The following is a 21,261-nucleotide window of genomic DNA, read 5'->3' as shown; positions in this document are numbered from 1 at the left end:
ATGGACGACCACCGCATTCCCGAACCCTTCCATGCCGGTGAGCTAATGGCCCAGCGGCTTGCGGGCGGCGGGCCGGCGGGCGCGCCGATCCGCAGCCGGATGCCGGAACAGCACCGGCAGTTCTTTCCCCTGCTGCCCTTCCTGTGCGTCGCCGTCGCGGACGATAACGGATGGCCGCTCGCCACGCTGGTGCATGGGGAGCCGGGTTTCGTGTCCTCGCCCGATCCTGGCCGCCTGCGCATCGCTGCTTTGCCCGACCAGGACGATCCGGCCGGGCCTTATTTGTCGGGCGGAGCGCAGATCGGCATGCTCGGCATCGACCTGGCCACGCGGCGCCGCAACCGGGCCAATGGCCGCGTCGCGCGTGTCGAGGGTGGGAGCGTGGTGGTCGACATCGACCAATCCTTCGGCAACTGCCCGAAGTACATCCACGTGCGCCAGCTCCTACCCGTGACGCGCCGGCCAGGCCCGGTCGAGACCTTCGGCCCCGAGCTGCCCCGGGATGCCGCCGCATTGATCGCCGCCTGCCAGACGATGTTCGTCGCCACCTCCAGCGGCGATGCCGGTGGCCTCGACATGTCCCACCGCGGGGGCGAGGCGGGTTTCCTGCTCCTGCACGGCGACGTGCTCACCGTCCCCGACTATGCCGGCAACCGCTATTTCAACACCCTCGGCAACCTGCTGCGGGAACCGCGCGCGTCGCTGCTGCTGGTCGATTTCGAGCGCGGCGACATCCTGCAGTTGCAGGGCCTCGTGAAGCTCTTGTGGCGGGAAGATGCGCTCCCTGGCGATGCGCGTGCGCAGCGGGCCTGGGAATTCCGTATCGTGCGCGGATGGATGCGGCGCGGCGCGTTACCCTTGGGCGACGCATCCAGCCAGTCCTGATGCCACCTGCCTAGCGCTCGCTGGTCAGGATGCGCACCGCGATCCGCGCCGGCGGGGACAGCAGCAGCACGGTCGGGAAGGCGATCACCCAGGCGGTGAGCCAGGCGCCCAGCCACTGGCTGCCGAAGTCCGGCGTCCAGCCGAGCGCGCGCCAGGTGGCCACGCCCGTGATCACCAGCGACATCTGGCCCGACAGGATGAAGGCGAACAGCTGGGGCGCGTATTTTTTCGGAATCATGCTTGTTCGCCTGCCAGGCGCTGCAGGGTATCCGCAAACTGGCGACCGAACAGGCGCGCGGTCTTGATGTCGCCCGGCGGGAAGGCGTCCGCCGGTGCGGCATGCCCCGCCTGGGCCATCAGCCCGGACCAGGAGCCTAGCCGGTTGGCCGCCTCGTCGTAGGGCACGCCCGCATGCTGCTCCGGCAGGATGGGATTGCCGAGCCAGAGCATCCCGTGCTGCATGCAGAAGGTGAACATCGACAGCAAGGTGGATTGCTTGTCGCCCGCCGGCAGCGAAGACACCGTGAAGCCTGCCGCCAGCTTGCCCTTGAGCTTCTGGGTGCGCCACAGCGGGCCGGTGGCATCCATGAAGCGCTTGAACGGCGCCGACACGCCGCCCAGGTAGGTGGGGGAGCCGAGGATGATGCCGTCGTAGTCGCACAGCTGGTGGGCTTCCTGCGCCAGTTCCTGGGCCAGCAGCAGGTCGACGCGCACGCCTTCCCTGCTGCCGGCGCCTTCGGCGACGTGGCCGGCGATGTGGGCGGTGTGGCCGTGGCCACTGTGGTAGATGACTGCAAGTCGTTTCATTGTTTTCTCCAGTGGTTGGATCGTGGACGCTCTTAGAACCTATCCCAGTAGGCAAGAGTCGCTCCTGGCGCGCCTGGCAAGCGCAGCCGGCGTTGCTCGTCGTTGTGTGGCCAGCCACACTGCCTCCTCGCGCCTTGCCTGCACTTCCCATGCATCGCCATGAGCTTCCTCCCGCCTACCGGGATAGGTTCTTAGTGCGCGAGCACGCGCAGGCATAGGGCGGCAAGGTAGAGGCCGAGGCCGAACACGGTGTGGTTGGCCAGGCTGCGCAGGCAGTTCTTGAGCGGCGTGGGTGTCTTCGAGGCCGCGAAGCCCGCGCCCATGGCCGGCTGCATCAGAAACAGCGGTGCGGCGACGGTGGCCATGCCGACCGCCAGCGCCGGCAACAGGGTCGGGCTGTCCAGCCAGTCCGCTCCGGCCAGCGCCACCAGCAGGGCGGCGAAGCCAACGCCGGTAAGGTAGTGCGTGGCCCAGCCGAGCGGCCGCTCGCCCGGCACGGGTGGCGCCTTGGCGATCGCGGCATGCGCCAGCCGCCCATGGGCCAGGTGGCCGACCCAGCGCCCGACCAGGGCGAAGTCCAGGGTTTTCACGCCCATGCGTTTCAAGACGATGAGCCAGGCGTCCATCACGGCGGTGGCCCCGAGACCGATGAGCACGACCTTGAGGATGAGTGCGAGCGCTTCCATGGTGTTCCTTTCACGATTGACCTGCGTGCCTATATGGATCACTATAGAAGTTGAAGTCAACTTCAAGTCAAGGGGATTCCATGGACATTGCGGAAGTCGCGAAACGCAGCGGCATGGCGGCGTCGACGCTGCGCTATTACGAGAAAAAGGGACTGATCGCCTCGACCGGGCGCCAGGGCCTGCGCCGCACTTTCGGCAAGGATGTGCTGGACCAGCTGGCCCTGATTTCGCTAGGCCAGGCGGCCGGGCTGTCGCTGGACGATATCCGGGGCATGTTCACGCCCAAGGGGCCGCAGATCGACCGCGCCGTGCTGGCGGCCAGGGCCGACGAGATCGATGCGCTGGTGCGGCGTTTAAAGGCCATGAGCAAGGGGCTGCGGCATGCCGTGGCCTGCCCCGCGCCGAGTCATATGGAATGTCCGACCTTCCGCAAGCTGCTGAGCGCGGCGGGGTCGGGGAGTATTGATCGGCACTGGCGGCAGGTGGGGAAGCAGGCAGACGGTGAAACGGGAACGGACCGCGTAACGAATTCCGTCGGTTAGCGTGTAAACGTCGTACGCGCCACCGGCGCCCACGACTTCCGGCGAAGGTCCACTGCTGTCCGGGATAATTTCACTTACCTGAAAATCGTCATTCCCGCGAAGGCGGGAACCCAAGTTTGCATGCGGTGTCGGCACGTAAAACTTGGGCCCCGGCCTCCGCCGGGGAGACGGTTTTGCGGTTAGCGGTAATCATTTACGCTGGCGGCAATAGGCCAGTCAGACAGACCCTGGATCCTGAGTCCTACCGGGCCGCCAGCGAATAGCTGACTTCCCGATCCCCCGGCTGCAGCTCGCGCTGCCAGCCATGCGCCGCATAAAAACGGTCGGCCCGGGTACCGATCCCGGTACTCAGCGACACCTTCGGATGCCCCTGGGCGAACAGCCAGTCGCAGGCCATGCCGAGCAAGGTGCGGCCGATGCCGCGGCCTTCGCTGTCCGGGCGCACGAACAAGGCCCAGATCGAGCCATCGCGACCATCCGCTACCGAAAAGCCGAGGATCTCGCCGTCCTCCTCGCACAGCCAGCCCTGTCCCAGGGTGGTCAGGTAGTCATGGTACATGGCAAGGGTGACCTTGTCGGGCGAGGACAGGCGGTTCTCGTTCACGGACAGGCGCAGCGCCGACAGCGCCGGAATGTCGTCCAGTGCCGCCTGGCGATAGCACAGGGTCGTCTTCATGGCGGCGCTCATGCGGCGTGCTCCGGCTGGTCCAGGTAGCGCGCGCTCCAGGCCGCGATGACGCTGGCGGCATACTGGGCGTCCTCGCGCCGGGTCAAGAGGTGGTCGGCGCTGTCGAGCGAGACGAAGCTCTTCGGATGGACGGCGCACTCGAAGATCCGCATGGCGTTCGAGATATCGACCGTCGCGTCCAGCGGCGCATGCATGAGCAGCAGCGGCAGTCGCAGGGCGCGGATCTTGTCGGCCAGGCGGTGCTCGGCGACGTCCTCGAGGAACTGGCGGCGCACCGTGAACTCGCGGCCGGCCAGCCGGACCCGTGCTTCGCCGTGCTCGACGATGGCATCGAGGTGCTCGCCGAACAGGCCGGTGACATGGTGGGGATCGCTGGGCGCGGCGATGGTGGCGACGGCGCGCGTTTCAGGCACCGCCGCAGCCGCGGCCAGCACCGCCGCGCCGCCCAGGCTGTGACCGACGAGCAGTTGCGGAGCCGCATACTCGGCGCGCAGGAAATCGGCGGCCGCGACCAGGTCGGCGATGTTCGATGAAAAGTTGGTGTTGGCGAACTCGCCTTCACTCGCGCCCAGGCCCGTGAAGTCGAAGCGCAGCACGGCAATGCCATGGCGCGACAGGCCGTGCGCGGTGCGGCTGGCCGCGAGCACATCCTTGCTGCAGCTGAAGCAATGGGCGAACAGGGCGTAGGCCCGCACGGGGCCGTCGGGCAGGTCGAGCCGGGCGGCCAGCATCTGGCCGTCCGCGCCTGGGAAATGGACTGTTGCGCCAGCCATGGGTGGTCTCCTTTCAGGGGTGCGCAGCGGCGCATGCATGGCGCCTTTTTTGACCCGAACGATAGCACAGCGACAGCGCCGGCGGAAGGATGCATGCCGGCCGTGGGCACGGTATGATGAACGGGACGGCCGCCGTGTTGTCCGCCGCGGCGCGCCGGCATTGCAACGCACGACCAACCACCATCACGGCATGCACACATTCACACTCTCTTCGGACCGCCACGCGGCCCTGGATCGGCCGGTCTGGTCCAGCCTGAACGGCGGCCACCGCCACTTTGCCCTGGGCGGCCCTCTCGCCCTGCGCTACCCGCGCGAGATCGGCCCCTTTGCCGCCCTGCGGGACGACAGCGCGGCGGCCTGGTCCGCGCTCACCGGCCTGCTCGCGCCGGGCGAATCGGTCATGCTGGTCACGCCCGATCCTGTCGTGGGAACGGATGGGCTCGAGGCGACGCGGCTCGGTCCGGTGCTGCAGATGGTGGCGACGCGCGATGCCGGCCAGGCGGGCGCGGCGACCTTGCTGCTGGGCGACGAAGATGCGGCCGAGATGCGCAGCCTGACGGGGTTGACCAATCCAGGGCCGTTCGGGGTCCGCACGCATGAGCTGGGGGAGTTTCTCGGCATTCGCGACGGCGGGGTGCTGGCGGCGATGACGGGCGAGCGCATGCGGCCGGAAGGCATGGTGGAAGTCAGTGCGGTGTGCGTGCATCCGGAGCATCGGGGCAAGGCGTATGCGCGGGTCTTGCTGGTGGAGAAGATGCGGCGCATCGTGGATCGGGGATATTTGCCCTTCCTGCATGTGTATCCGGATAACGCGGGAGCGATCGCGCTGTATGAATCGCTGGGGTATGCGGCGAGGAGGACCTTGCAGCTGACCAGGGTGACGGCGGCGGAGTGAGTGCCGGCGTTGCGCGTGGGACGGGCTGGGACGCGCAGCCGGCTTGCCATGCAATGCGGGGATCGTTATCGGCGCCCATGCCCTGCTCGTAGGGTTGGCGGCTATGCCGCCGACGCGTGCAACGAACCGTGAGGGTCCGGCATGTGGAACGAAGATGCATGCGCCGGTTGAACGCGTGGCGGCGCAGCCGCCAACCCTGCGCATCGCCTGTTCATACGCCGCTTGAACGCGTGGACGGGGAACCCGTCCACCCTACGGTGCGCTTGTGTCTTCTATCCAAACAAGCCATGCAAATACCAGCGCGGCGAGGCATCTTCGCCCGAGCCGACGATGCGTTCGCGGTAGATCCAGTACAGCGTGTGGTCCTGTCCTTCGGCGATGAAGTAGTCGCGCGTTTGCGTTTCGCTCCACCAGCCGGCTTCGATGCGCTCCGGCGTCGAGGCCACCTTCAGCGGCGAACCATAGAAGGGACGGTGGTTGCGGATCAGGAGCGCGATCGGCTTGGCCAGCAGCCAGGCGGGACGCGGCAGGCTTTGCACGTCGGGCGGCATGCGGGCAGCCCGCACTTGCGGGCTCACCCGCTCTTCCACCGGCACCCAGACGTTGGCGACCTCGGGCCGGTAATCTGCCAGCGGCACCGCCTGCAGCACGTTGTCCGCACCCAGGCGCGCCACCAGCAGCTCGATCATGCGCAGCCGGTCTTCCTCGGTGCCGCCGGGCTCGGGAAACAGCGATTCGGTCGGCGGCGCCATGGCCCGCATCTGCTGGGCTTCCAGGCCCAGGCCGATCACCGGCGCTTCGAGTTCCAGCTTGCCCAGGCGTTCCTTGAGCAGGCGCACCAGGTGCTCGTCGCGCCAGGTGGGTTCGGCCAGCGCGATCTCGAGCGCCGTCGGCGGACGCGCCACCCGCCCGCGCTCGTGCTCGAGCAGCAGGCGGATGCGCTCCACCGCCAGCTGGCGCGCGCACAGCCAGCCGGTGAGCTGCAGCACCAGGTGGTGGGCGCCGGCCAGCAGCAGGTCGGCCTGGTCGATGCGGTCGAACAGTTCCAGCTTCGCGTGGAAATGCTCGGGCGGCGCGACCCATTCGAACAGCTCGGGGTTCATGCCGTAGGCCGCATCGACCAGGTCGAGCAGCGCCCGCCCGCAACGGCGCTGCAGGCCGGGGCGCGGCAGGCGGCGCAGCTCGTCGATGCGCTGGCAGCCGATGCCCTCGAACCAGCTGGCATAGGGCCGCGCGGGCGGCAGCAGCGCCACCGGCAGGCGGTCGAGGCGGCGCGTGAGGGAATCCATGCGCACCGCCCGCCCGGCGTTGCGGCGCGCCAGCAGCCATGCGCCGCGCGCCGTGGGCGCGCAGCTGATGCTGGCCGAGAAGCCCAGCGCGCGCAGGTTCTCGCGCACCCGCGCGCACAGCCGGCGGATGCCGCCGAACAGGCGCAGGCTGGCGCCGATATCGAGCAGCAAAGTGGCTTCCTCGGCCTCGGCCACCTGCGGCGTGTACTGCAGCATGGCCATCGCCACCGCTTGCAGGGCCTCGGCCTCGCGCGCGGGGTTGCGCTCGTGCAGGCGCGCCTCGGGCATCAGCATCAGTACGCCGCCGCGGCGCATGCCGTGCTGGACGCCGGCAGCGCGCGCGGCGGGCGACATGGCCAGCACGCGTTCCTGCTCCAGCACCACGCTGCCCGGGTCACTGGACCAGTTCGGGCTGAAGACCTCGAGCGGTAACCGGGATAAATACAGGCCGATCCAGAGACGCATGGCGTTGCAGAAGTGGTGGAGTCAAAGGAAGGAACAGCGGCGCGTCGCGCTGCGGTCCCCGGCGCTTGAGAAAGTCGATGTGCATGCCGCCCGCCGCCGGCCGCAGCGCAAGGCGCAGCGGCGCGGGGGAAGCATCCTGTGCGGCGGCCAGCGGCCGCAGCATGAAGAACAGGGTTTCGCCGGCCTGGGCCGCCAGGTGCAGGCGGCGCAGGCTGTCGCTGCTGTGAACAATGAATAAAACTGTCACCGCATGATTCGAATCATCACCAATTGAAAAGAACCTTCACCAATCAATCGAACTAATTCTTTCTTCTGTGACAGTAGGCTACGGACCTCCGCCATCGATACGCATGTCGCATTAATCTGTTCCCCCGTTGCTAGCGGCATCGATACGGCGGATCAACACTTTGGCAATGCGTCGATCGTCGACTTCAAGGATCTCGTAACGAAAGCCGTCCAATTCGGTGGCCTGTCCGACCTCAGGTAGCGTTTCGAAGCGCGCCAGAAGGAAGCCAGCCAGTGATGTATAGTCGGCGTCTTCGCTAACAAGCCCATCGGTTTCCAGTATTTGCTCAAGCTGGTGGAGGTCGGCCATGCCATCTACTTCCCATACCCCTGAAGCTTGTTCGCGCACAGCCAACTGCTCATCCTCGAACTACGGCAGAGCTGCAAATAATAGAAACATTGAACAGAAGTTAATGACGGTTTAGTTGCTAGCCCTCTCATCGCATAGCTTTCCTAGCCCAGCTCGCTTTTAATTGGATGTAGGACGTCAGCGAGGCCCATGCCTGTCTCAAGTGCCTGTTCGATGGCCTCGACCTGACCGCAGATGCGGCGAACGCGTAGGAGCAGTTTGATCTTCCGTCGTGCGCCGTGTGACAAAGCGAGGCACTGAAAAGAGTATGGGCGTGCTAGCAGATACTTGCGGTTCGTGTCGATACCCGCTAAGTGGACCAGGCCGGCATCTGGTAATGCAAATGTCATGCGGTGGACGTTATCGCCATACGGGGACCGCGTCGGATCAGTGGGCACGGGAACGCGGCAGCCGGCAACTGACTTATACCGTGAAGGGTGCTACGCGTTCGGCGGTGTCGAGCATGGAGGCGTTTCGTTCTACAATACAAGGATGCGCATCCTCATCGTAGAAGATAATCCTGACATCTTGGCCAATCTGTACGGCTTCCTCGAGCCGAAAGGCTATACGATTGATTCAGCCCGCAACGGCTACGGCGGCCTTGCATTGGCTTCCGAGAATAGCTATGACGTCATCATCCTTGACGTCATGTTGCCCGGGCTGAATGGTTTGGAACTGTGCCAGAAGCTACGGTCCGAATTGCGCACCCCGACGCCGGTCCTGATGCTGACGGCACGCGACAGCGTGACCGACAAGGTTGCCGGTTTCAACAGTGGCGCTGACGATTACCTCGTCAAGCCCTATTCGCTGGCCGAGCTGGACGTACGCCTGAAGGCGCTGGTGCGCCGCGCCGGCGGACAGCTTGTCGTCAGCCAAGAACTGCGCTTTGGCGGATTGCGGTTCAACCAGGATTTGCAGGAAGCCAGCCGGGACGGCGCCAGGATCGTACTGACCAGGACCGGCTACATATTGCTGCGCGTGCTGATGACGGCTGCGCCGAGGATCGTGCGGCGTGAAGAACTTGAGCAAGCCATCTGGGGTGAGGATCGCCCTGGTAGCGATGCCTTGCGCACGCACATTCACGCTTTGCGCCAGGCGGTCGATAAACCCTTTGCTTTCGCCATGATCCGGACCGTTTCCGGCGTCGGCTACCGGCTTGCCGAATCCGATGCGCACGAATAATTCATTGAGCCGGCCAATCGTGGCCGCATTCATCCTGTTCGGCGTCGTGCTGTCAGTCTTCTTTGCTGTGCTGGCTTCCCTGGCAGTGGAGGGCATCGAGGTGTATCTGGTCGACAACCGCCTCGCCGAGGTCGAAAAATGGGCCCGGCCCCGGGAGGCGGCAGGCATGGCGTCCGACCTGCCCGCCGGCCTGCGCTTCCACCGCGGGGAAGACATTCCCCGATCGCTGCGCGGCCTGCCGACCGGCGTTTCCGATGCGATGGTCGACGGAATCGGGCTGCATGTGCTGTCGGGAGCGGACGAACGCGGCCCCTATGTCGTGGTCGACCATGAGAGCGACTACGAGAAGGTAGAAGTGATCGTCTATTCGCTGTTCGCGGGGTTCTTTGTCGGTTTCGTGCTGCTCGCAATAGTTCTCGGTCGGTTCGTCGGACGCAGGATCGTGTCTCCGATCCGCGAGCTGGTCAACGCCGTCGAGAACGGGGCGGCGTCCCTGCCGCTGACCGAGCGCAAGGACGAGCTTGGCGTCCTTGCGCGCGCGCTGGATGCGCACACGGCGGAGCTGCGCGAGTTTCTCGACCGGGAACGCTTCTTCACCGGCGACGTCAGCCATGAGCTGCGCACGCCGCTGATGGTCATCATGGGCGCCGCCGAGATCCTGCTCGAGAATGGCAAGGATGCGGCCGCCCGTGCGCCGGCCGAGCGCATCTACCGCGCCGCGCAAGAAGCGACCGAGTGCGTCACTGTCCTGCTGACCTTGGCGCGCGCACCAGAGATCGGCCAGTTCGCGCCCGTGACTGTGAGCGGGATCGCAAGGCGCGAAGTCGACCGTTACCAGCCGATGGTTGCGAGCAAGCCGGTCCGATTGCTGTGCTCCGGCGACGCGGACATCAGCGTGCGCGCACCCGCTGAGCTGTGCACCGCGGCAGTGGCGAATTTGATACGCAATGCCTGCCAGTACACGGAACGGGGCACAGTGATGGTGGTGCTCGAGCCAGGCCGCGTGATCGTGGAAGACACCGGGCCGGGTCTGCCGGATGCCGTCCAGCAGACGCTCGGCCAGAGGTCCGTTGCCATTCCCTCCAGTGGTTCGGCCGGAACCGGCCTCGGCTTGTCCCTGGTGAAACGCATCTGCGACTACCTGGGGGCCACGCTGGCCTACGAAAACCGAGCGGGTGGCGGCAGTCGCTTTTCGATCATATTTCCCCCAGGATTCACGTAATCTTAACGACCGCTTGACAGGGCGTTAATCGGCACCTCTCTATCCTTCGAACACGGTTGGCGGTCCGGCCACCGCGTTTGAATGGATGACAAGGTGGATAAATTCTTTGCTAGGCGCATCAGCGCCCCCGTAGTGACGCTCGCCGTTGCGATTCTGATGGCGAGCATCAGCAATGGCAAATTCTGGTCGACGTTTGCCCACGCCGCAGGTGGCGTTTCCCTCGCCAACCTGCCTTTGCTGGCGGGAGCATTTCTCATCATCGTGCTGTTCTTTAATGCTTGCCTGACCATGGCAAGTTTCCGCTACGTTGCCAAGCCGGTGCTGATCGCACTGGTGCTGACGGCGTCGGCGGCAAGCTATTTCATTACCGCATATGGGATCGTGATCGACAAGGCAATGATCCAGAACGTCTTCGAGACGGACACGCGGGAAGCGACTGAGTTGATCAGCTGGCAGCTCGCGGCCAAGATCGGTCTGCTGGGGATATTGCCCTCGCTGGTGATCGCCCGGCTCAAGATCCGCTTTCCCAAAGGCGCCAAGGGGCTGCTGCAGCGCTCGGGCATCGCGGCCGGGTCGCTGCTGGCGGCAGTCCTGCTGCTTCTCCTGCTTTTCAAGAGCTTGGCGCCGGCGCTGCGCGAGCACCGCGAACTGCGCTTCCTGCTCACGCCGACGAACTTCATCCAGGCCATGCACGGCTACCTGCGCAACCGCTGGGCCGCCGACGTCGTGGTGGCGCCACTTGGGCGCGACGCGGTCAGGGGCGCGGCATGGTCGGGACAGCAACGCAGGACGGTAACAGTCATTGTGGTTGGTGAAACTGCGCGCGCTGCGAATTTCTCGCTGAATGGCTACGGCCGCCAAACAAACCCCTTGTTGTCGCGCCAGGATGGACTGATCAATTTTTCTCATGTGAGCTCCTGCGGTACGGCGACCGCCGTATCGGTGCCGTGCGTCTTCTCCGCGCTTGGCCGCGACGGTTACAGCGATTCGAAAGCGTCTAGCCAGGAGAGCTTGCTGGACGTCCTGAAACATGCCGGGTTCGAGGTGATATGGCGCGACAACAATTCGGGGTGCAAGGGCGTGTGCGATCGCGTCCGGTACGAGGACGTGTCGCGCCCGGCCGGGCCCGACAGCCATTGTGGCGAGGCTGAATGCTACGATGAACGCTTGCTCGAGGGCTTGCCTGAACTGCTGCGCAGCAGCAACAAGGATCTCGTCATCGTCCTGCACCAGAAAGGCAGCCATGGTCCCGCCTACGCGAGTCGCTACCCGAAAGGGTTCGCACGCTTCGGTCCGGTTTGCACCACCAACCAGTTCGAACAGTGTTCGCGCGAATCGATCCAGGCGGCCTATGACAATACGATTGCCTATACCGATTATTTCTTGAGCAAGACCATTGACATGCTGCGCGACGCCGCCAGCCGCGAAGGAGTGGATACGGCCATGCTGTATTTCTCGGATCACGGCGAATCCCTGGGCGAAAACAATGTGTACCTCCACGGCGCGCCATACATGTTCGCCCCGCGCGAGCAAACTGAAGTGCCCATGATGCTGTGGATGTCCGACGGATTCAGCGACCGTTTCAGCATCGACCGTCTCTGCCTGCGAGAACGGCGCAACCAGCAGCTGTCGCACGACAACGTGTTTCATTCGGTGCTCGGAATGCTTGACGTCAATACTGCGGTTCTGAATCCGCGCCTCGACCTGTTTCATGCATGCGTCAGGAGCCGCTGATGAAACTGTTCAGCGCGGCCGCTTCGCAGCGGCTGTTGGGTCCGCTCGCGATCCGCAGAGCGATCGCGGTGCTCGCCGTCGGAGCATTGCTCATCTTCCTGCTGGGGCGGTACTCGGACCTTGACCTGATATTGGCGGATGCCGTGTTCGATTTTTCCAACGGCGCCTTCCCTTTGAAACATGCATGGCTGACCGATACGTTCAACCACGTGATCCTGAAATGGCTCCTGATGCTGGCAGCCCTCGGATTCATCGGATCTGCGATCGTCGATGCTGTCCGCCCTTTCGCCGCACTCGGCGCCCTCGACCGCCTGCGCCTGCGCATCGTCGCCCTGGCGGCGGTGTTGGTGCCGCTAGTGATCAGTTCGCTGAAACAAGCCAGCTCCTCGCACTGCCCTTGGGACCTTGCGCGCTACGGCGGCGATCAGCCCTACGTGCGCATCTTTGAGGCCTTGCCCGTCGGCGCACTCCCAGGACATTGCTTGCCTGCCGGGCACGCATCGAGTGCATTGTGGCTACTGGCGCTGGCAGTCTACTGGCTTCCGGACCGCCCTCGCACCGCACGGCTGGCCGCAGTCGCCGGCATAGTGTTTGCTGGGATCGTGGGCGTCATGCAGCAGCTCCGGGGCGCGCACTTCCTGACGCACACGCTCTGGTCGATCTGGATCGCATCGGCGATAGTGCTGGCCACTACCGTCTTCATGCAAGCGACGAGCGGCACGTCAGGCGTGAAGCGGGCGCCGGGTGGGACCATGGACACCGAGGCGCCGGAAAGTGAGCTTTCCGAAGCGGCCTGACGACACCGAGGCGCCGGAAAGTGAGCTTTCCGAAGCGGCCTGACGCTTTCGCCCTTTCATAACAGTCTTACAGTCTTACAAGTAGGTATTCATGCTACACAACGAGCAGCAAATCAGCGAATTCAAAAGCAAGAGCGGACTGGCCCGCATCATGAAGGCGTCCGTGTATTCGGTCCAGGGCCTGAAACACGCATGGCGCTCCGAGCACGCGTTCCGACAAGAGCTCATGGTATCGATCCCGGCCATGTGCGTGGCGGCACTTCTTCCTGTTCCGATTCTCCAAAAATTGGCACTGGTGTTCGTGCTCGCGTTCGTGCTGGTCGTCGAGTTGCTCAACTCCGCAATCGAGGCCGTGGTCGATCGCATCTCGCTGGAGCGGCATCCCTTGTCCAAGAACGCAAAGGATCTGGGGAGCGCCGCCGTGTTCGTGAGCGTGATCGTGGCTGCCTTGACCTGGGCTGCCATCCTGGCGCCGGTCATCCTGGGCTAGGCGACTTCCATTTGTTGCCCAGCACTGATGCGCGACCGGCCAGGTCCAGTGTGACGCCGAGGCCGTAAGCGCAATTCGGGTACTGCGATATCTTACGTTTCGCTGGCGAGCATTTAACGTCTTCTTAACGTTGTGTCAGCTAACTTGAACAGGCAGATTCCCTGCACTTTCTACCTCGCGCCACGTGGTCAAGCCTTGAACAAACATCTCTTCACCAAGCCCGACGACATCTCGGATCAGGACTTCCAGGCGGTGGAGGACGTGGCTCGACATTTGGCAAAGAGGTATCCCCCGGATTGGCTGGAGCGCGACGGCCCAACACTGTACGCCACATCGTTGGCAATTTCGTTTCTGGTTGCGATCCTGGTCAGTCTCGTATGGGGACCATGGTGGAGCTTCGCGATTCCGCTGATCGCACCTGGCGCCATCCTGATCGTATTACCACAATTATTCTTCGGCAGAGATGTTGGCAAGCCGCGCTGGGCGCATCCGTTGGCTGCTCTCGATCTTCAGGATTCTGCCAGGGTCGGCCGTGTCATTAAGTCCCTTCAGAAGATTGGCAACCAGGACTTCGCCGAGATGCAAGTCGTCGTCAGTGGCGACCAGTTCTTCAGGGTATGGCTGCGCATCCGGAACCATACCGGTTGAGCGAAATCGCTGCTCATGCTTGTCGTGTCCATGAAGTCCCCGATTCGGCTTGTTCCATCGTTGGGCCAGCCCGGTCTTCGGGTCCCTCGTCGTGTTGCAGAGACTGAGCGGCAGCATGCCGCGGCAAGGCCACGTAGCACGATCCAGTATCCAATTTAACGTAATCTTAACGTCGCCCTAACGTCTTTATTGCACTGCTTGCTCTAACATCACGCGCCGTGCTTTCCGGCAGGCATTCCATCGTCGAGCTTATCCATGACTGGGCTCTGCCTCTCGAACAGCCCTATCGTCAACCCAGGATAAAGATCAACATATATGGCCGGTGCCGCTTCAGCTAGTACTACGACATTCCAGAATTGTGCAAGGAGGCTCGCACGGTGGACCCGCTGGGCCGGGCCGTACGCGCCGATGGTCCAGATGTTGATCATCGGACTGCCGGTCCTGTCGCTGTCCCGTCTCGCCTTGGTCGCGTGGCAGTGGGAGCGGGTCTCGGCAACCAATATTCCAGTCGCGATCTTTGTCCAGGGCGTGCGGGCAGATCTGATCCTGCTCGGTTACTTCCTCGTCCTGCCGCTGCTGCTGGCGCCGCTGCTGGCGTACCGGCGCCTCGTCCGGCCATGGAAGATCGTCACCGTTTCGTGGACGGCGGCTGCTCTGGTGCTGGTCGTGTTCATGGAGCTGTCTTCGCCGCAGTTCATCGCGCAGTTCGATGTCAGGCCGAACCGTCTCTTCGTCGAGTATCTTTCGTATCCAAAGGAAGTCTTCGCCACGCTCTGGAACGGCTTCAGATTCGCCCTGCTTGCCGGCGTCGGCCTGACGCTCGTCCTCAGTGTGGCCGTTTTCATGCTGCTGAAACGCGCGTCAGCCGATGTCGGGATGTGGCCGGCCAGGAAAATGTTGCTTGCCTGGCCCCTGATCTGTGTAGTGCTCGTCATGCAGATCCGCTCCACTACCGGACACCGCCCAGCCAATCCGGCGCTGTTCGCATTGACTGGCGATGCGATGGTCAACTCATTGATCATCAATTCGTCATGGTCGGTTCTGGATGCCATCAACTCCTTACAAAAGGAGGCAGTTTCTTCCGAAATCTACGGCGAGCTGCCGCGCGAACAAATCATCGGTGAGGTCAGGAATGCGGCCTGGTTGCGCGATCTGGAATTCGGCAACAAGGAGCTTCCGACCCTGCATCCGCAGGTTGCGGCAATCCAGCGTCCGAAGCCTCTCAACCTGGTGATCGTGCTCGAGGAGAGCCTCGGCGCGACCTTCGTCGAGTCGCTCGGCGGCCTGCCAGTGACACCGGAACTCGAGAAGCTGAAAGGAGAAGGATGGTGGTTCGAGCAGCTCTATGCCACCGGCACCCGTTCGGTTCGTGGCATCGAAGCTGTCGTGGCCGGCTTCCCGCCGACGCCGGCACGCAGCGTCGTCAAGCTCTCGCTTGCCCAGCAAAACTTCTACACGCTGGCCGCAGGTTTGGGCCAGAAGGGATACCAGACGGAGTTCGTGTACGGCGGCGAGGCGCATTTCGACAATATGCGCAGCTTTTTTACCGGGAACGGGTTTCAGCGCGTCGTCGATATCCGGGAAATGCGGCCTGCATTCACGGGAAGCTGGGGAGCGTCGGATGAGGATCTGTTCGACAAGTCGCTGGAGCGCCTGGCGACGTTGCACGCCTCGGGAAAGCCCTTTTTCAGCCTGATCTTCACTTCGTCGAACCATGAACCGTTCGAGTTCCCCGACGGGAAAATCGCACTGCATGATGCGCCCAAGCAGACGGTGAACAATGCCGTCAAGTATGCGGACTTCGCTCTCGGCAAGTTCATCCGCGCAGCGAAGCAGCAGGCGTATTGGAAGGATACGGTGTTCCTCATCGTGGCCGACCATGACAACCGGGTTTATGGCAACAGCCTGGTACCGATCAAGAAATTCCATATCCCAGGATTGATCCTTGGTGCGGACATCGAGCCAAAGCGGATCAAGACGATTGCCAGCCAAATCGATCTCGGTCCGACGCTACTGTCACTACTCGGCGTTTCCAGTGCACATCCGATGATTGGCCGCGACCTGGTACGGGACAGCTCGGCGCCTGGGCGCGCGCTCATCCAGTTCAATAATTACTTTGCATGGCTCGAAGACGCATCAGCCACTATTCTCCGCCCCGGCCAGCCGCCCTTGCTGGGGAAATATGATACGACAAGCGGAGTATTGGATTTGAGTACCGCCGAACCCGATGAGGCCCAGGTCAGAAAAGCCAAGGCGCACGTCATGATGCCGTCGCTGCTCTACCGGGAACAACGCTACCGGCTGGCGCGATGAAACGAGGCCGGGGCGCGCAACGCACGATGCAATGCACGAAGCTGCACACGATGGTTGAATGGTTCCAGGTGTTGCGCGCCAACGCGCGTGTTTCTGAAGGCGCGCCCGCGCAGCGCCGGAGCAATTTCCTGGCTGGCTGAATAGACGAGAGCAAAGGAAAGTATGGACCGCTGGATCATATACGCATTTTTGTCGATGGCCTTCGCGGGCTTTACCTCCGTGATCGCGAAGCTTGGCCTGACCGGTATCTCGGGAGACCTGGGGCTAGCTGTCAGGACCTGCTTCGTGTTCGTATTCATCCTCGCTTTCGCCGCCATCGTCGTGCCGATTCAGGAACTCCAGGCCCTTAACAAGAGAAACATTTTCTGGCTCGCGGCGTCCGCCGTGACCACGGCGGCGTCCTGGGTGTTCTATTACAAGGCTATTAAACTCGGAGACGTCTCCACCGTCGCGCTGATCGACAAGGGAAGCGTCGTGATCGCGCTGCTCCTGGCATTCTCGGTTTTGGGCGAGGTGGTTACGATGGCCAAGCTGTGCGGGGCCTCACTGATCGTCGCGGGTCTGCTCGTCATTGCACGCGGCTAGCCTTTGCCGGACTCCTGCTTGTGCTCGACCGTGCGGGCGCGCTCGGCAGCGGGTGTGTACTCCACGCATACCGCTTGTTCAGGGTGTAGTAATGTGCTGTGCGTTTCCGCCCACTTCAGCCAAAGTTCGTTTGCCAACGCCAAGCTGCTCCAGTCGGACCGGAAGGGCCTGTCCTGTCGCCAGCGCCGCCCGTGATGTTCTGGTGATTGTTAATATTCGTCGAGCCGCCGCTTTTCGGGCCACTTGGGGCGAGCGATAGGGCCTGCATCCGCTTGAGCAGGCCTTGCGTGGTCTTGCCGATATAGGTGAGGTCGTCATTCGCAGTGAAGGCCTACAGCAGTTCCTGGCCCCCCGGATGCGGATGGCCAGATTCAGGCACAGTATGTCGTTGGCCAAGGACCAGTGACCGGCAGGACGAAACCCGGCGGCGCGAATTCGGTCGAGAGCGGAAAGCACGGACACTCCTGTGAGAAAAACACAACTATTGCTCGGTCGCATTTTTCACAAACGTCCGCCATTGGACGCTGGCTGCCGTCTTGATCTGCTGGACGCCCAGATCGGTGCCTCTAGTCGATGAGCGCTTTATAAGCGCTCAGTCTTGTTCAAGAGTTTATTATTTGGCAGGGTAAAACTTTGCTTGTCGCGCATCCCGTTCAAGGAATTACACCCGGTGACGTGCCCAGCTGTCGTTGGTAAGTCTTTGTTTTCGTTAGCATGGTATTCAAGACTTTATTCTGACGTAACAATGATGCCGATCACAGCGGCACCTACCCCATAGAACACTGCCTGCATCCATGGTAGTCCACCAAAGCGCACATATGCCCAGCCAAGTAAGATGACGATGAGAAATGATGGGATAACGAACGCGATGCCGACAAGCGTCGCGCCCAACACCCGGTAGTGCACGTATCCAAGGTAGATCGCGAGCTGCGCAGCCAAGGGTCCCGGTGCAAGCCGGGATAGTGCCAACCCTTCCTTGTAATCAGCCTCGAAAACCCACGTGCGGGACTCGACGAGGTCGCGATGCATGTATCCCACCAGTGCTACTGGGCCACCGAAGCCAAATGCGCCCAAACGCAACTTGTAGACGATCATTTGCCATAGAGTGTAGCTCGACTTAGCCCGTCGTTTGTTGCCTGATCCATGAAATGTCCTGTCGCTCTATGCGCATCAAGTTGTCAATACGGAGGAAGTGAAACATATCTATGCCCAACGTAGTAGAGCCAGCTGATATAATTTTTCGAAATTTGCTTAGTGCTCCCCGTGCGCCGGATCATCCACATCCTCCTGCTGTTTTGCTTGCCCCTGTATGGTTTCGCCATGCAGGGCAGCTTGCCGCCTGTCGCGGACGCGGTCTCGCTCGTCCATGAGCTGGAGCACGATGGGGGCATCCACCACCATCACCACGAGGACGACGGTTCCATTCACTATGACGAATCGGATGAGTCCCTCGATCACGCACACGAACATTCGTCACCTTCACAACCGGTAGGCTTCGGTCTTCCGCGCCTGGTACTTCCTCCTGAGCAGCCAGTGTCCGAACTAGGGCCCTATATCGCCCAAGCGGTTCCTGAACCGTTCCTCGACGGACCACACAGGCCCCCTGCTTTCTCCCTCGGCCACACTGCCGGGGGATCGCTGCACGCATAATCGAAAGATGCAGGCGCAACGCAGGTTGCGCTGACGTGCTCGCCCTCGGTGATTTTTGAATGTCACTTGATGGAGAACACATGCGCACCTGTCGCCTGTCCCTTTACCTTATCGGCGCAGCCCTCGTCCTGCCCTATCAGGTCGTAGCAGCACCGGCCGCAGCCGGCACCACATTAAAGCAAGCTGTCGCGAACGCATGGCAACGCGCGCCTGCCGCCCGCACGCTGGACGCCCGCCAGGCCGAAGCCTCAGCGGCGCGCGACATCGCCCGCGCCTGGACTGCGTCGAGCCCGATGCTTGGCTTGTCACAGCGTGCCGATCAGGGCTCATCTGAGCGCGACCAGCGAGAATCAGAGATTTCGGTATCGTCCTCGTTCTTCCTGCCCAGCCAGAAGAGCGCGCGCGAAGCGCTGGCCATGCGCAGCACCCAAGAGGTCGCCGCCCACATTGGCGCTACGCGCCTGGCTGTTGCCGGCGTAGTACGCAATCGCATGTGGGAGGCGGCAGCCGCCCAGGTCAGGCTCGCGGAGAAGCAGGACCACCTGGAGCATCTCAAGGGACTCCTTGATGAGGTACAACAACGCGTCAAGGCCGGCGACCTGGCACGCAGCGACGGGCTGCTCGCCGAACAGGAAGTCCTGGCAGCCCGGATCGATGTCACGGAGGCCCGCACTGCGGCTCTCGAAGCGCTGGCACGCTATCGCGTCCTCACCGGCCTGTCCAACCTGCCTCCGCTCGAACCCGAACCGCTCTCCGAAGGCAAGGCCCTTGCCAATCCACGCGTGGCGGCCGCGCAGGCTTCCGAACAACGGGCGCGGGCAGCACTACGCCTGGCCGCGGCATCCCGCTCGGCGCCGCCGACCATTGCCTTGTCGGTTCGCCGGGAAGACGAAAGGCTGCTGCGGGAGCCGGTCAACAGCATCGGCGTAGGCCTGCAGATCCCGATCGGCACCGCCGCACGCAATCGTACTGTGGAAGCCCAGGCCCAAACCGTCATCGCAACGGCCGCCGCGGAGGCGGCAGAGGTCCGGGCCAATGCCGAGGCCGATATCGAGATCGCGAAGGAACGGCTTGCGAATGCACGTGCTGCGCTGGAGACCGCTACCGCACGCGCAACCGCCCTGCACGAACACACTGCGCTGTTCGAAAAGGCGTTTCGCCAGGGTGAAAAGGGTCTTGCCGAACTGCTCCGTTCACGTGCACTCACCCACGAAGCCGACGTCGCGGTCGCCCAACAAAAAGTCGCACTCGGGCTCGCCCATGCCCAACTCAATCAAGCCTTAGGAATCCTTCCATGAAATACCTGCACCTGTTGTTTGCCGCGATGCTCGTCATGTCGCCGGCATTCGCAAGCCCCGGGGCCCACGGCCCCAATGGCGAACACCTCGACGGCCAGGCGGCTGCCACCGGCACTGCCTCGTCCGTCCCCCGCGTCGAGACCTTCACCGAAGCTTTCGAACTGCTCGGGCATCTTTCCGGCGGCGAGCTGTCGATCATGATCGACCGCTACGAAACGAACGAGCCGGTACTGGGTGGCGTCCTCGAGGTCCAGTACAAGGACCTCAAGGCGAAGGCCAAATTCCATGCCGACCTCGGTGATTACGCAGTCGACGATCCGAAGTTTCTTGCCGCAATCTCGAAGCCAGGTACCCATGCACTGCTGTTTACGCTGATCGCAGGCGAGGAAAGCGATCTGCTCGAAGGCACGCTGACGGTTACCGAAGCTCTTGATGACCACGGACACGAGCACGGTTTCAACCGTCGCTGGCTGCTGGCCGCGGCCGCGGCGCTTGTCCTGGCTGCTGCCGCAATTTTCGTTATACGGCGCCGGCGCCAACGCGAAGGAAATCTAATATGAAAATGACACAACGCCTTGTCGCTGGCCTCATCGCCGGCTTATTTGCAAGTTCCCTGCTGGCGTCGCCCGGCGCGCACGGACCAAACGGCGAGCACCTGGACGGCCAAGCCACTGCCACTGTCGGCGGCCTGGCGCGCCTGCCCGATGGCAGCGTCAACGTACCAAAACTGGCGCAGCGCCGCATGGGTGTGCGCACGCTGATGGTCAAGGAAGGAGAATTTGCTCGCACCGTGCCATTGAACGGCCGCGCGAGCATCGACCCGAACGCGGGTGGGCGAGTGCAGGCACCCTTCGCCGGCCAGATCTCGCCGGGACCAAACGGCCTGCCTGTTGCCGGCGAACGCGTCGTCAAGGATCAGGTGCTGGCACGCCTGCGCCCGACAGGCGCCGCCATCGAGCGGGGCAATCAGGCTGCCCAGTTGGCTGAGCTTCGAGCCAACCGGGCCCTGCTGACAAAACGGGTAGAACGTCTGAAGTCGCTCGAAGGCGTGGTGGCCGCGAAGGAAATCGAAGCTGCCCAGGCTGAACTGACTGCCACCATTGGCCAGGAACGCGCTGTCACGGGCTCAATCAACGGCGTCGAGGCGATCGTTGCCCCTGCCAGCGGCATCATTGCCAGCGCATCGGTACTGAACGGCCAGATCGTCGAGTCGCGCGACGTGCTGTTCGAGATCGTGGATCCGCAACGCATGGTCATCGAGGCCTTGTCGTCCGACGCGGCTATCGCTCGCAAGATCAGCGCTGCCACCCTTGTGAACGTGCCGGATGTCGAGCTGACCCTGCTGGGCGGCGCGCGTACCCTGCGCGATGGCGCCGTGCCGATCAACTTCCGTGCACGCAGCGCGACCCTCGACCTGGCAGTTGGCCAGCCGGTAACGGTCCTGGCCAAGCTCGACACTAAGGTCAAGGGCATTGCCTTGCCGGCCGCAGCGCTCGCCCGCAACCCTGCCAATGAAACGGTGGTCTGGATCAAGTCCGGCGCCCAGCGCTTCATTGCCTTGCCCGTGGAGGCAACCCCGCTGGATGCTCGCACCGTGATCGTCACCAAGGGGCTCAGCCCAGACAACAGGGTGGTCGTTGTCGGAACGTCCCTGATCAACCAGATCAGGTGACCATCC

Annotated in this window: 22 protein-coding genes and 3 pseudogenes; 14 read left to right on the top strand and 11 right to left on the bottom strand. The window is 63.2% G+C overall.

The genetic code is table 11. The features are described 5' to 3' along the window. Window positions 1-885, top strand: a complete 885-nt coding sequence (locus V7778_RS08585) for a pyridoxamine 5'-phosphate oxidase family protein (protein WP_335553870.1) — start codon at window positions 1-3, stop codon at window positions 883-885. Between the two features lie 10 nt (window positions 886-895). Here the strand turns inward: V7778_RS08585 and V7778_RS08580 are convergent, their stop codons facing one another. From V7778_RS08580 to V7778_RS08570, 3 genes are all read right to left on the bottom strand, one after another. Next, window positions 896-1,123: a DUF2798 domain-containing protein gene (locus V7778_RS08580; RefSeq protein ID WP_335553867.1), complete on the bottom strand. Its 228-nt coding sequence runs from the start codon at window positions 1,121-1,123 to the stop codon at window positions 896-898. Beyond that, window positions 1,120-1,692, bottom strand: coding sequence for a flavodoxin family protein (locus tag V7778_RS08575; RefSeq protein WP_335553864.1), 573 nt, complete (start codon window positions 1,690-1,692; stop codon window positions 1,120-1,122). The genes V7778_RS08580 and V7778_RS08575 overlap by 4 nt, the downstream gene beginning before the upstream one ends. A 191-nt stretch (window positions 1,693-1,883) precedes the next feature. Then, complete coding sequence (locus V7778_RS08570) at window positions 1,884-2,378, bottom strand: DUF2938 domain-containing protein (RefSeq protein WP_335553860.1); 495 nt, start codon at window positions 2,376-2,378, stop codon at window positions 1,884-1,886. 80 nt (window positions 2,379-2,458) lie between these two features. Here V7778_RS08570 and V7778_RS08565 point away from each other — a divergent pair, with 80 nt between their 5' ends. Beyond that, a complete protein-coding gene (locus V7778_RS08565) occupies window positions 2,459-2,920 on the top strand; it encodes a helix-turn-helix domain-containing protein (protein ID WP_335553858.1) in 462 nt (153 codons plus the stop codon). A 241-nt stretch (window positions 2,921-3,161) separates the two neighbouring features. On the opposite strand, the gene V7778_RS08560 is transcribed toward V7778_RS08565, so the two are convergent. Together V7778_RS08560 and V7778_RS08555 are read right to left on the bottom strand one after the other, a co-directional pair. Next, window positions 3,162-3,608: a GNAT family N-acetyltransferase gene (locus V7778_RS08560; RefSeq protein WP_335553855.1), complete on the bottom strand. Its 447-nt coding sequence runs from the start codon at window positions 3,606-3,608 to the stop codon at window positions 3,162-3,164. After that, window positions 3,605-4,381: an alpha/beta hydrolase family protein gene (locus V7778_RS08555; RefSeq protein ID WP_335553853.1), complete on the bottom strand. Its 777-nt coding sequence runs from the start codon at window positions 4,379-4,381 to the stop codon at window positions 3,605-3,607. Before V7778_RS08555 ends, V7778_RS08560 begins: the two co-directional genes overlap by 4 nt. Window positions 4,382-4,571: 190 nt before the next feature. On the opposite strand from V7778_RS08555, the gene V7778_RS08550 reads away from it, so the two are divergent. Then, window positions 4,572-5,276, top strand: a complete 705-nt coding sequence (locus tag V7778_RS08550) for a GNAT family N-acetyltransferase (protein WP_335553850.1) — start codon at window positions 4,572-4,574, stop codon at window positions 5,274-5,276. A gap of 272 nt (window positions 5,277-5,548) precedes the next feature. Here V7778_RS08550 and V7778_RS08545 read toward each other — a convergent pair whose 3' ends face one another. From V7778_RS08545 to V7778_RS25160, 4 genes and pseudogenes are all read right to left on the bottom strand, one after another. Continuing rightward, window positions 5,549-7,030, bottom strand: a complete 1,482-nt coding sequence (locus V7778_RS08545) for a Y-family DNA polymerase (protein WP_335553846.1) — start codon at window positions 7,028-7,030, stop codon at window positions 5,549-5,551. Continuing rightward, window positions 6,960-7,250, bottom strand: a pseudogene (locus V7778_RS08540) (translesion DNA synthesis-associated protein ImuA); the annotation flags it as partial. The gene V7778_RS08545 and the pseudogene V7778_RS08540, both read right to left, overlap by 71 nt. Window positions 7,251-7,388: 138 nt before the next feature. Continuing rightward, entirely contained in the window at window positions 7,389-7,664 is a 276-nt protein-coding gene (locus V7778_RS08535) for a transporter associated domain-containing protein (protein ID WP_335553843.1), read from the bottom strand. 116 nt (window positions 7,665-7,780) lie between these two features. Further along, window positions 7,781-7,912 (bottom strand): annotated as a pseudogene (locus V7778_RS25160) (metal-sensing transcriptional repressor); the annotation flags it as partial. A gap of 244 nt (window positions 7,913-8,156) precedes the next feature. Between V7778_RS25160 and V7778_RS08525 the strand changes: the two are divergent. The 8 genes from V7778_RS08525 (at window position 8,157) to V7778_RS08490 (ending at window position 16,635) form a co-directional block, all read left to right on the top strand. Further along, window positions 8,157-8,846, top strand: coding sequence for a response regulator transcription factor (locus V7778_RS08525; protein WP_335553837.1), 690 nt, complete (start codon window positions 8,157-8,159; stop codon window positions 8,844-8,846). A gap of 19 nt (window positions 8,847-8,865) precedes the next feature. Continuing rightward, window positions 8,866-10,068 (top strand): sensor histidine kinase, encoded by a 1,203-nt coding sequence (locus V7778_RS08520; protein WP_335553835.1) that lies wholly within the window; start codon window positions 8,866-8,868, stop codon window positions 10,066-10,068. 81 nt (window positions 10,069-10,149) lie between these two features. After that, entirely contained in the window at window positions 10,150-11,802 is a 1,653-nt protein-coding gene (locus tag V7778_RS08515; RefSeq protein WP_335553832.1) for a phosphoethanolamine transferase, read from the top strand. Continuing rightward, window positions 11,802-12,599, top strand: coding sequence for a phosphatase PAP2 family protein (locus tag V7778_RS08510; protein WP_335553829.1), 798 nt, complete (start codon window positions 11,802-11,804; stop codon window positions 12,597-12,599). Before V7778_RS08515 ends, V7778_RS08510 begins: the two co-directional genes overlap by 1 nt. Before the next feature lie 91 nt (window positions 12,600-12,690). Then, on the top strand, window positions 12,691-13,089 hold the full coding sequence (locus V7778_RS08505; RefSeq protein ID WP_335553826.1) for a diacylglycerol kinase: 399 nt from the start codon (window positions 12,691-12,693) through the stop codon (window positions 13,087-13,089). Window positions 13,090-13,284: 195 nt separating this feature from the next. Next, window positions 13,285-13,737, top strand: a complete 453-nt coding sequence (locus tag V7778_RS08500) for a hypothetical protein (protein WP_335553822.1) — start codon at window positions 13,285-13,287, stop codon at window positions 13,735-13,737. Between the two features lie 417 nt (window positions 13,738-14,154). Beyond that, window positions 14,155-16,050, top strand: coding sequence for an LTA synthase family protein (locus V7778_RS08495; RefSeq protein ID WP_335553820.1), 1,896 nt, complete (start codon window positions 14,155-14,157; stop codon window positions 16,048-16,050). 162 nt (window positions 16,051-16,212) lie between these two features. Next, complete coding sequence (locus V7778_RS08490) at window positions 16,213-16,635, top strand: EamA family transporter (protein WP_335553818.1); 423 nt, start codon at window positions 16,213-16,215, stop codon at window positions 16,633-16,635. A 735-nt stretch (window positions 16,636-17,370) separates the two neighbouring features. On the opposite strand, the pseudogene V7778_RS08485 reads toward V7778_RS08490, so the two are convergent. Continuing rightward, window positions 17,371-17,730: pseudogene (locus V7778_RS08485) on the bottom strand (chromate transporter); the annotation flags it as partial. Window positions 17,731-17,886: 156 nt separating this feature from the next. Next, the gene (locus tag V7778_RS08480; RefSeq protein WP_335553814.1) at window positions 17,887-18,093 is read right to left on the bottom strand and encodes a hypothetical protein; all 207 of its coding nucleotides are present in this window, start codon (window positions 18,091-18,093) and stop codon (window positions 17,887-17,889) included. A gap of 272 nt (window positions 18,094-18,365) precedes the next feature. On the opposite strand from V7778_RS08480, the gene V7778_RS08475 reads away from it, so the two are divergent. Genes V7778_RS08475 through V7778_RS08465 form a run of 3 tightly spaced genes read left to right on the top strand, consistent with a single transcriptional unit; the run spans window position 18,366 to window position 21,255 of the window. After that, entirely contained in the window at window positions 18,366-19,583 is a 1,218-nt protein-coding gene (locus V7778_RS08475; RefSeq protein ID WP_335553810.1) for a TolC family protein, read from the top strand. Then, window positions 19,580-20,143 (top strand): hypothetical protein, encoded by a 564-nt coding sequence (locus tag V7778_RS08470; RefSeq protein WP_335553807.1) that lies wholly within the window; start codon window positions 19,580-19,582, stop codon window positions 20,141-20,143. Before V7778_RS08475 ends, V7778_RS08470 begins: the two co-directional genes overlap by 4 nt. Further along, window positions 20,140-21,255, top strand: coding sequence for an efflux RND transporter periplasmic adaptor subunit (locus tag V7778_RS08465; RefSeq protein ID WP_335553804.1), 1,116 nt, complete (start codon window positions 20,140-20,142; stop codon window positions 21,253-21,255). The genes V7778_RS08470 and V7778_RS08465 overlap by 4 nt, the downstream gene beginning before the upstream one ends. Window positions 21,256-21,261 lie beyond the last annotated feature (6 nt).

Source organism: Massilia sp. DD77, assembly GCF_036961685.1.
In the GTDB taxonomy this organism is placed as follows: Bacteria; Pseudomonadota; Gammaproteobacteria; order Burkholderiales; family Burkholderiaceae_D; genus Telluria.
This window is presented reverse-complemented; position numbering and strand designations above follow the sequence as displayed.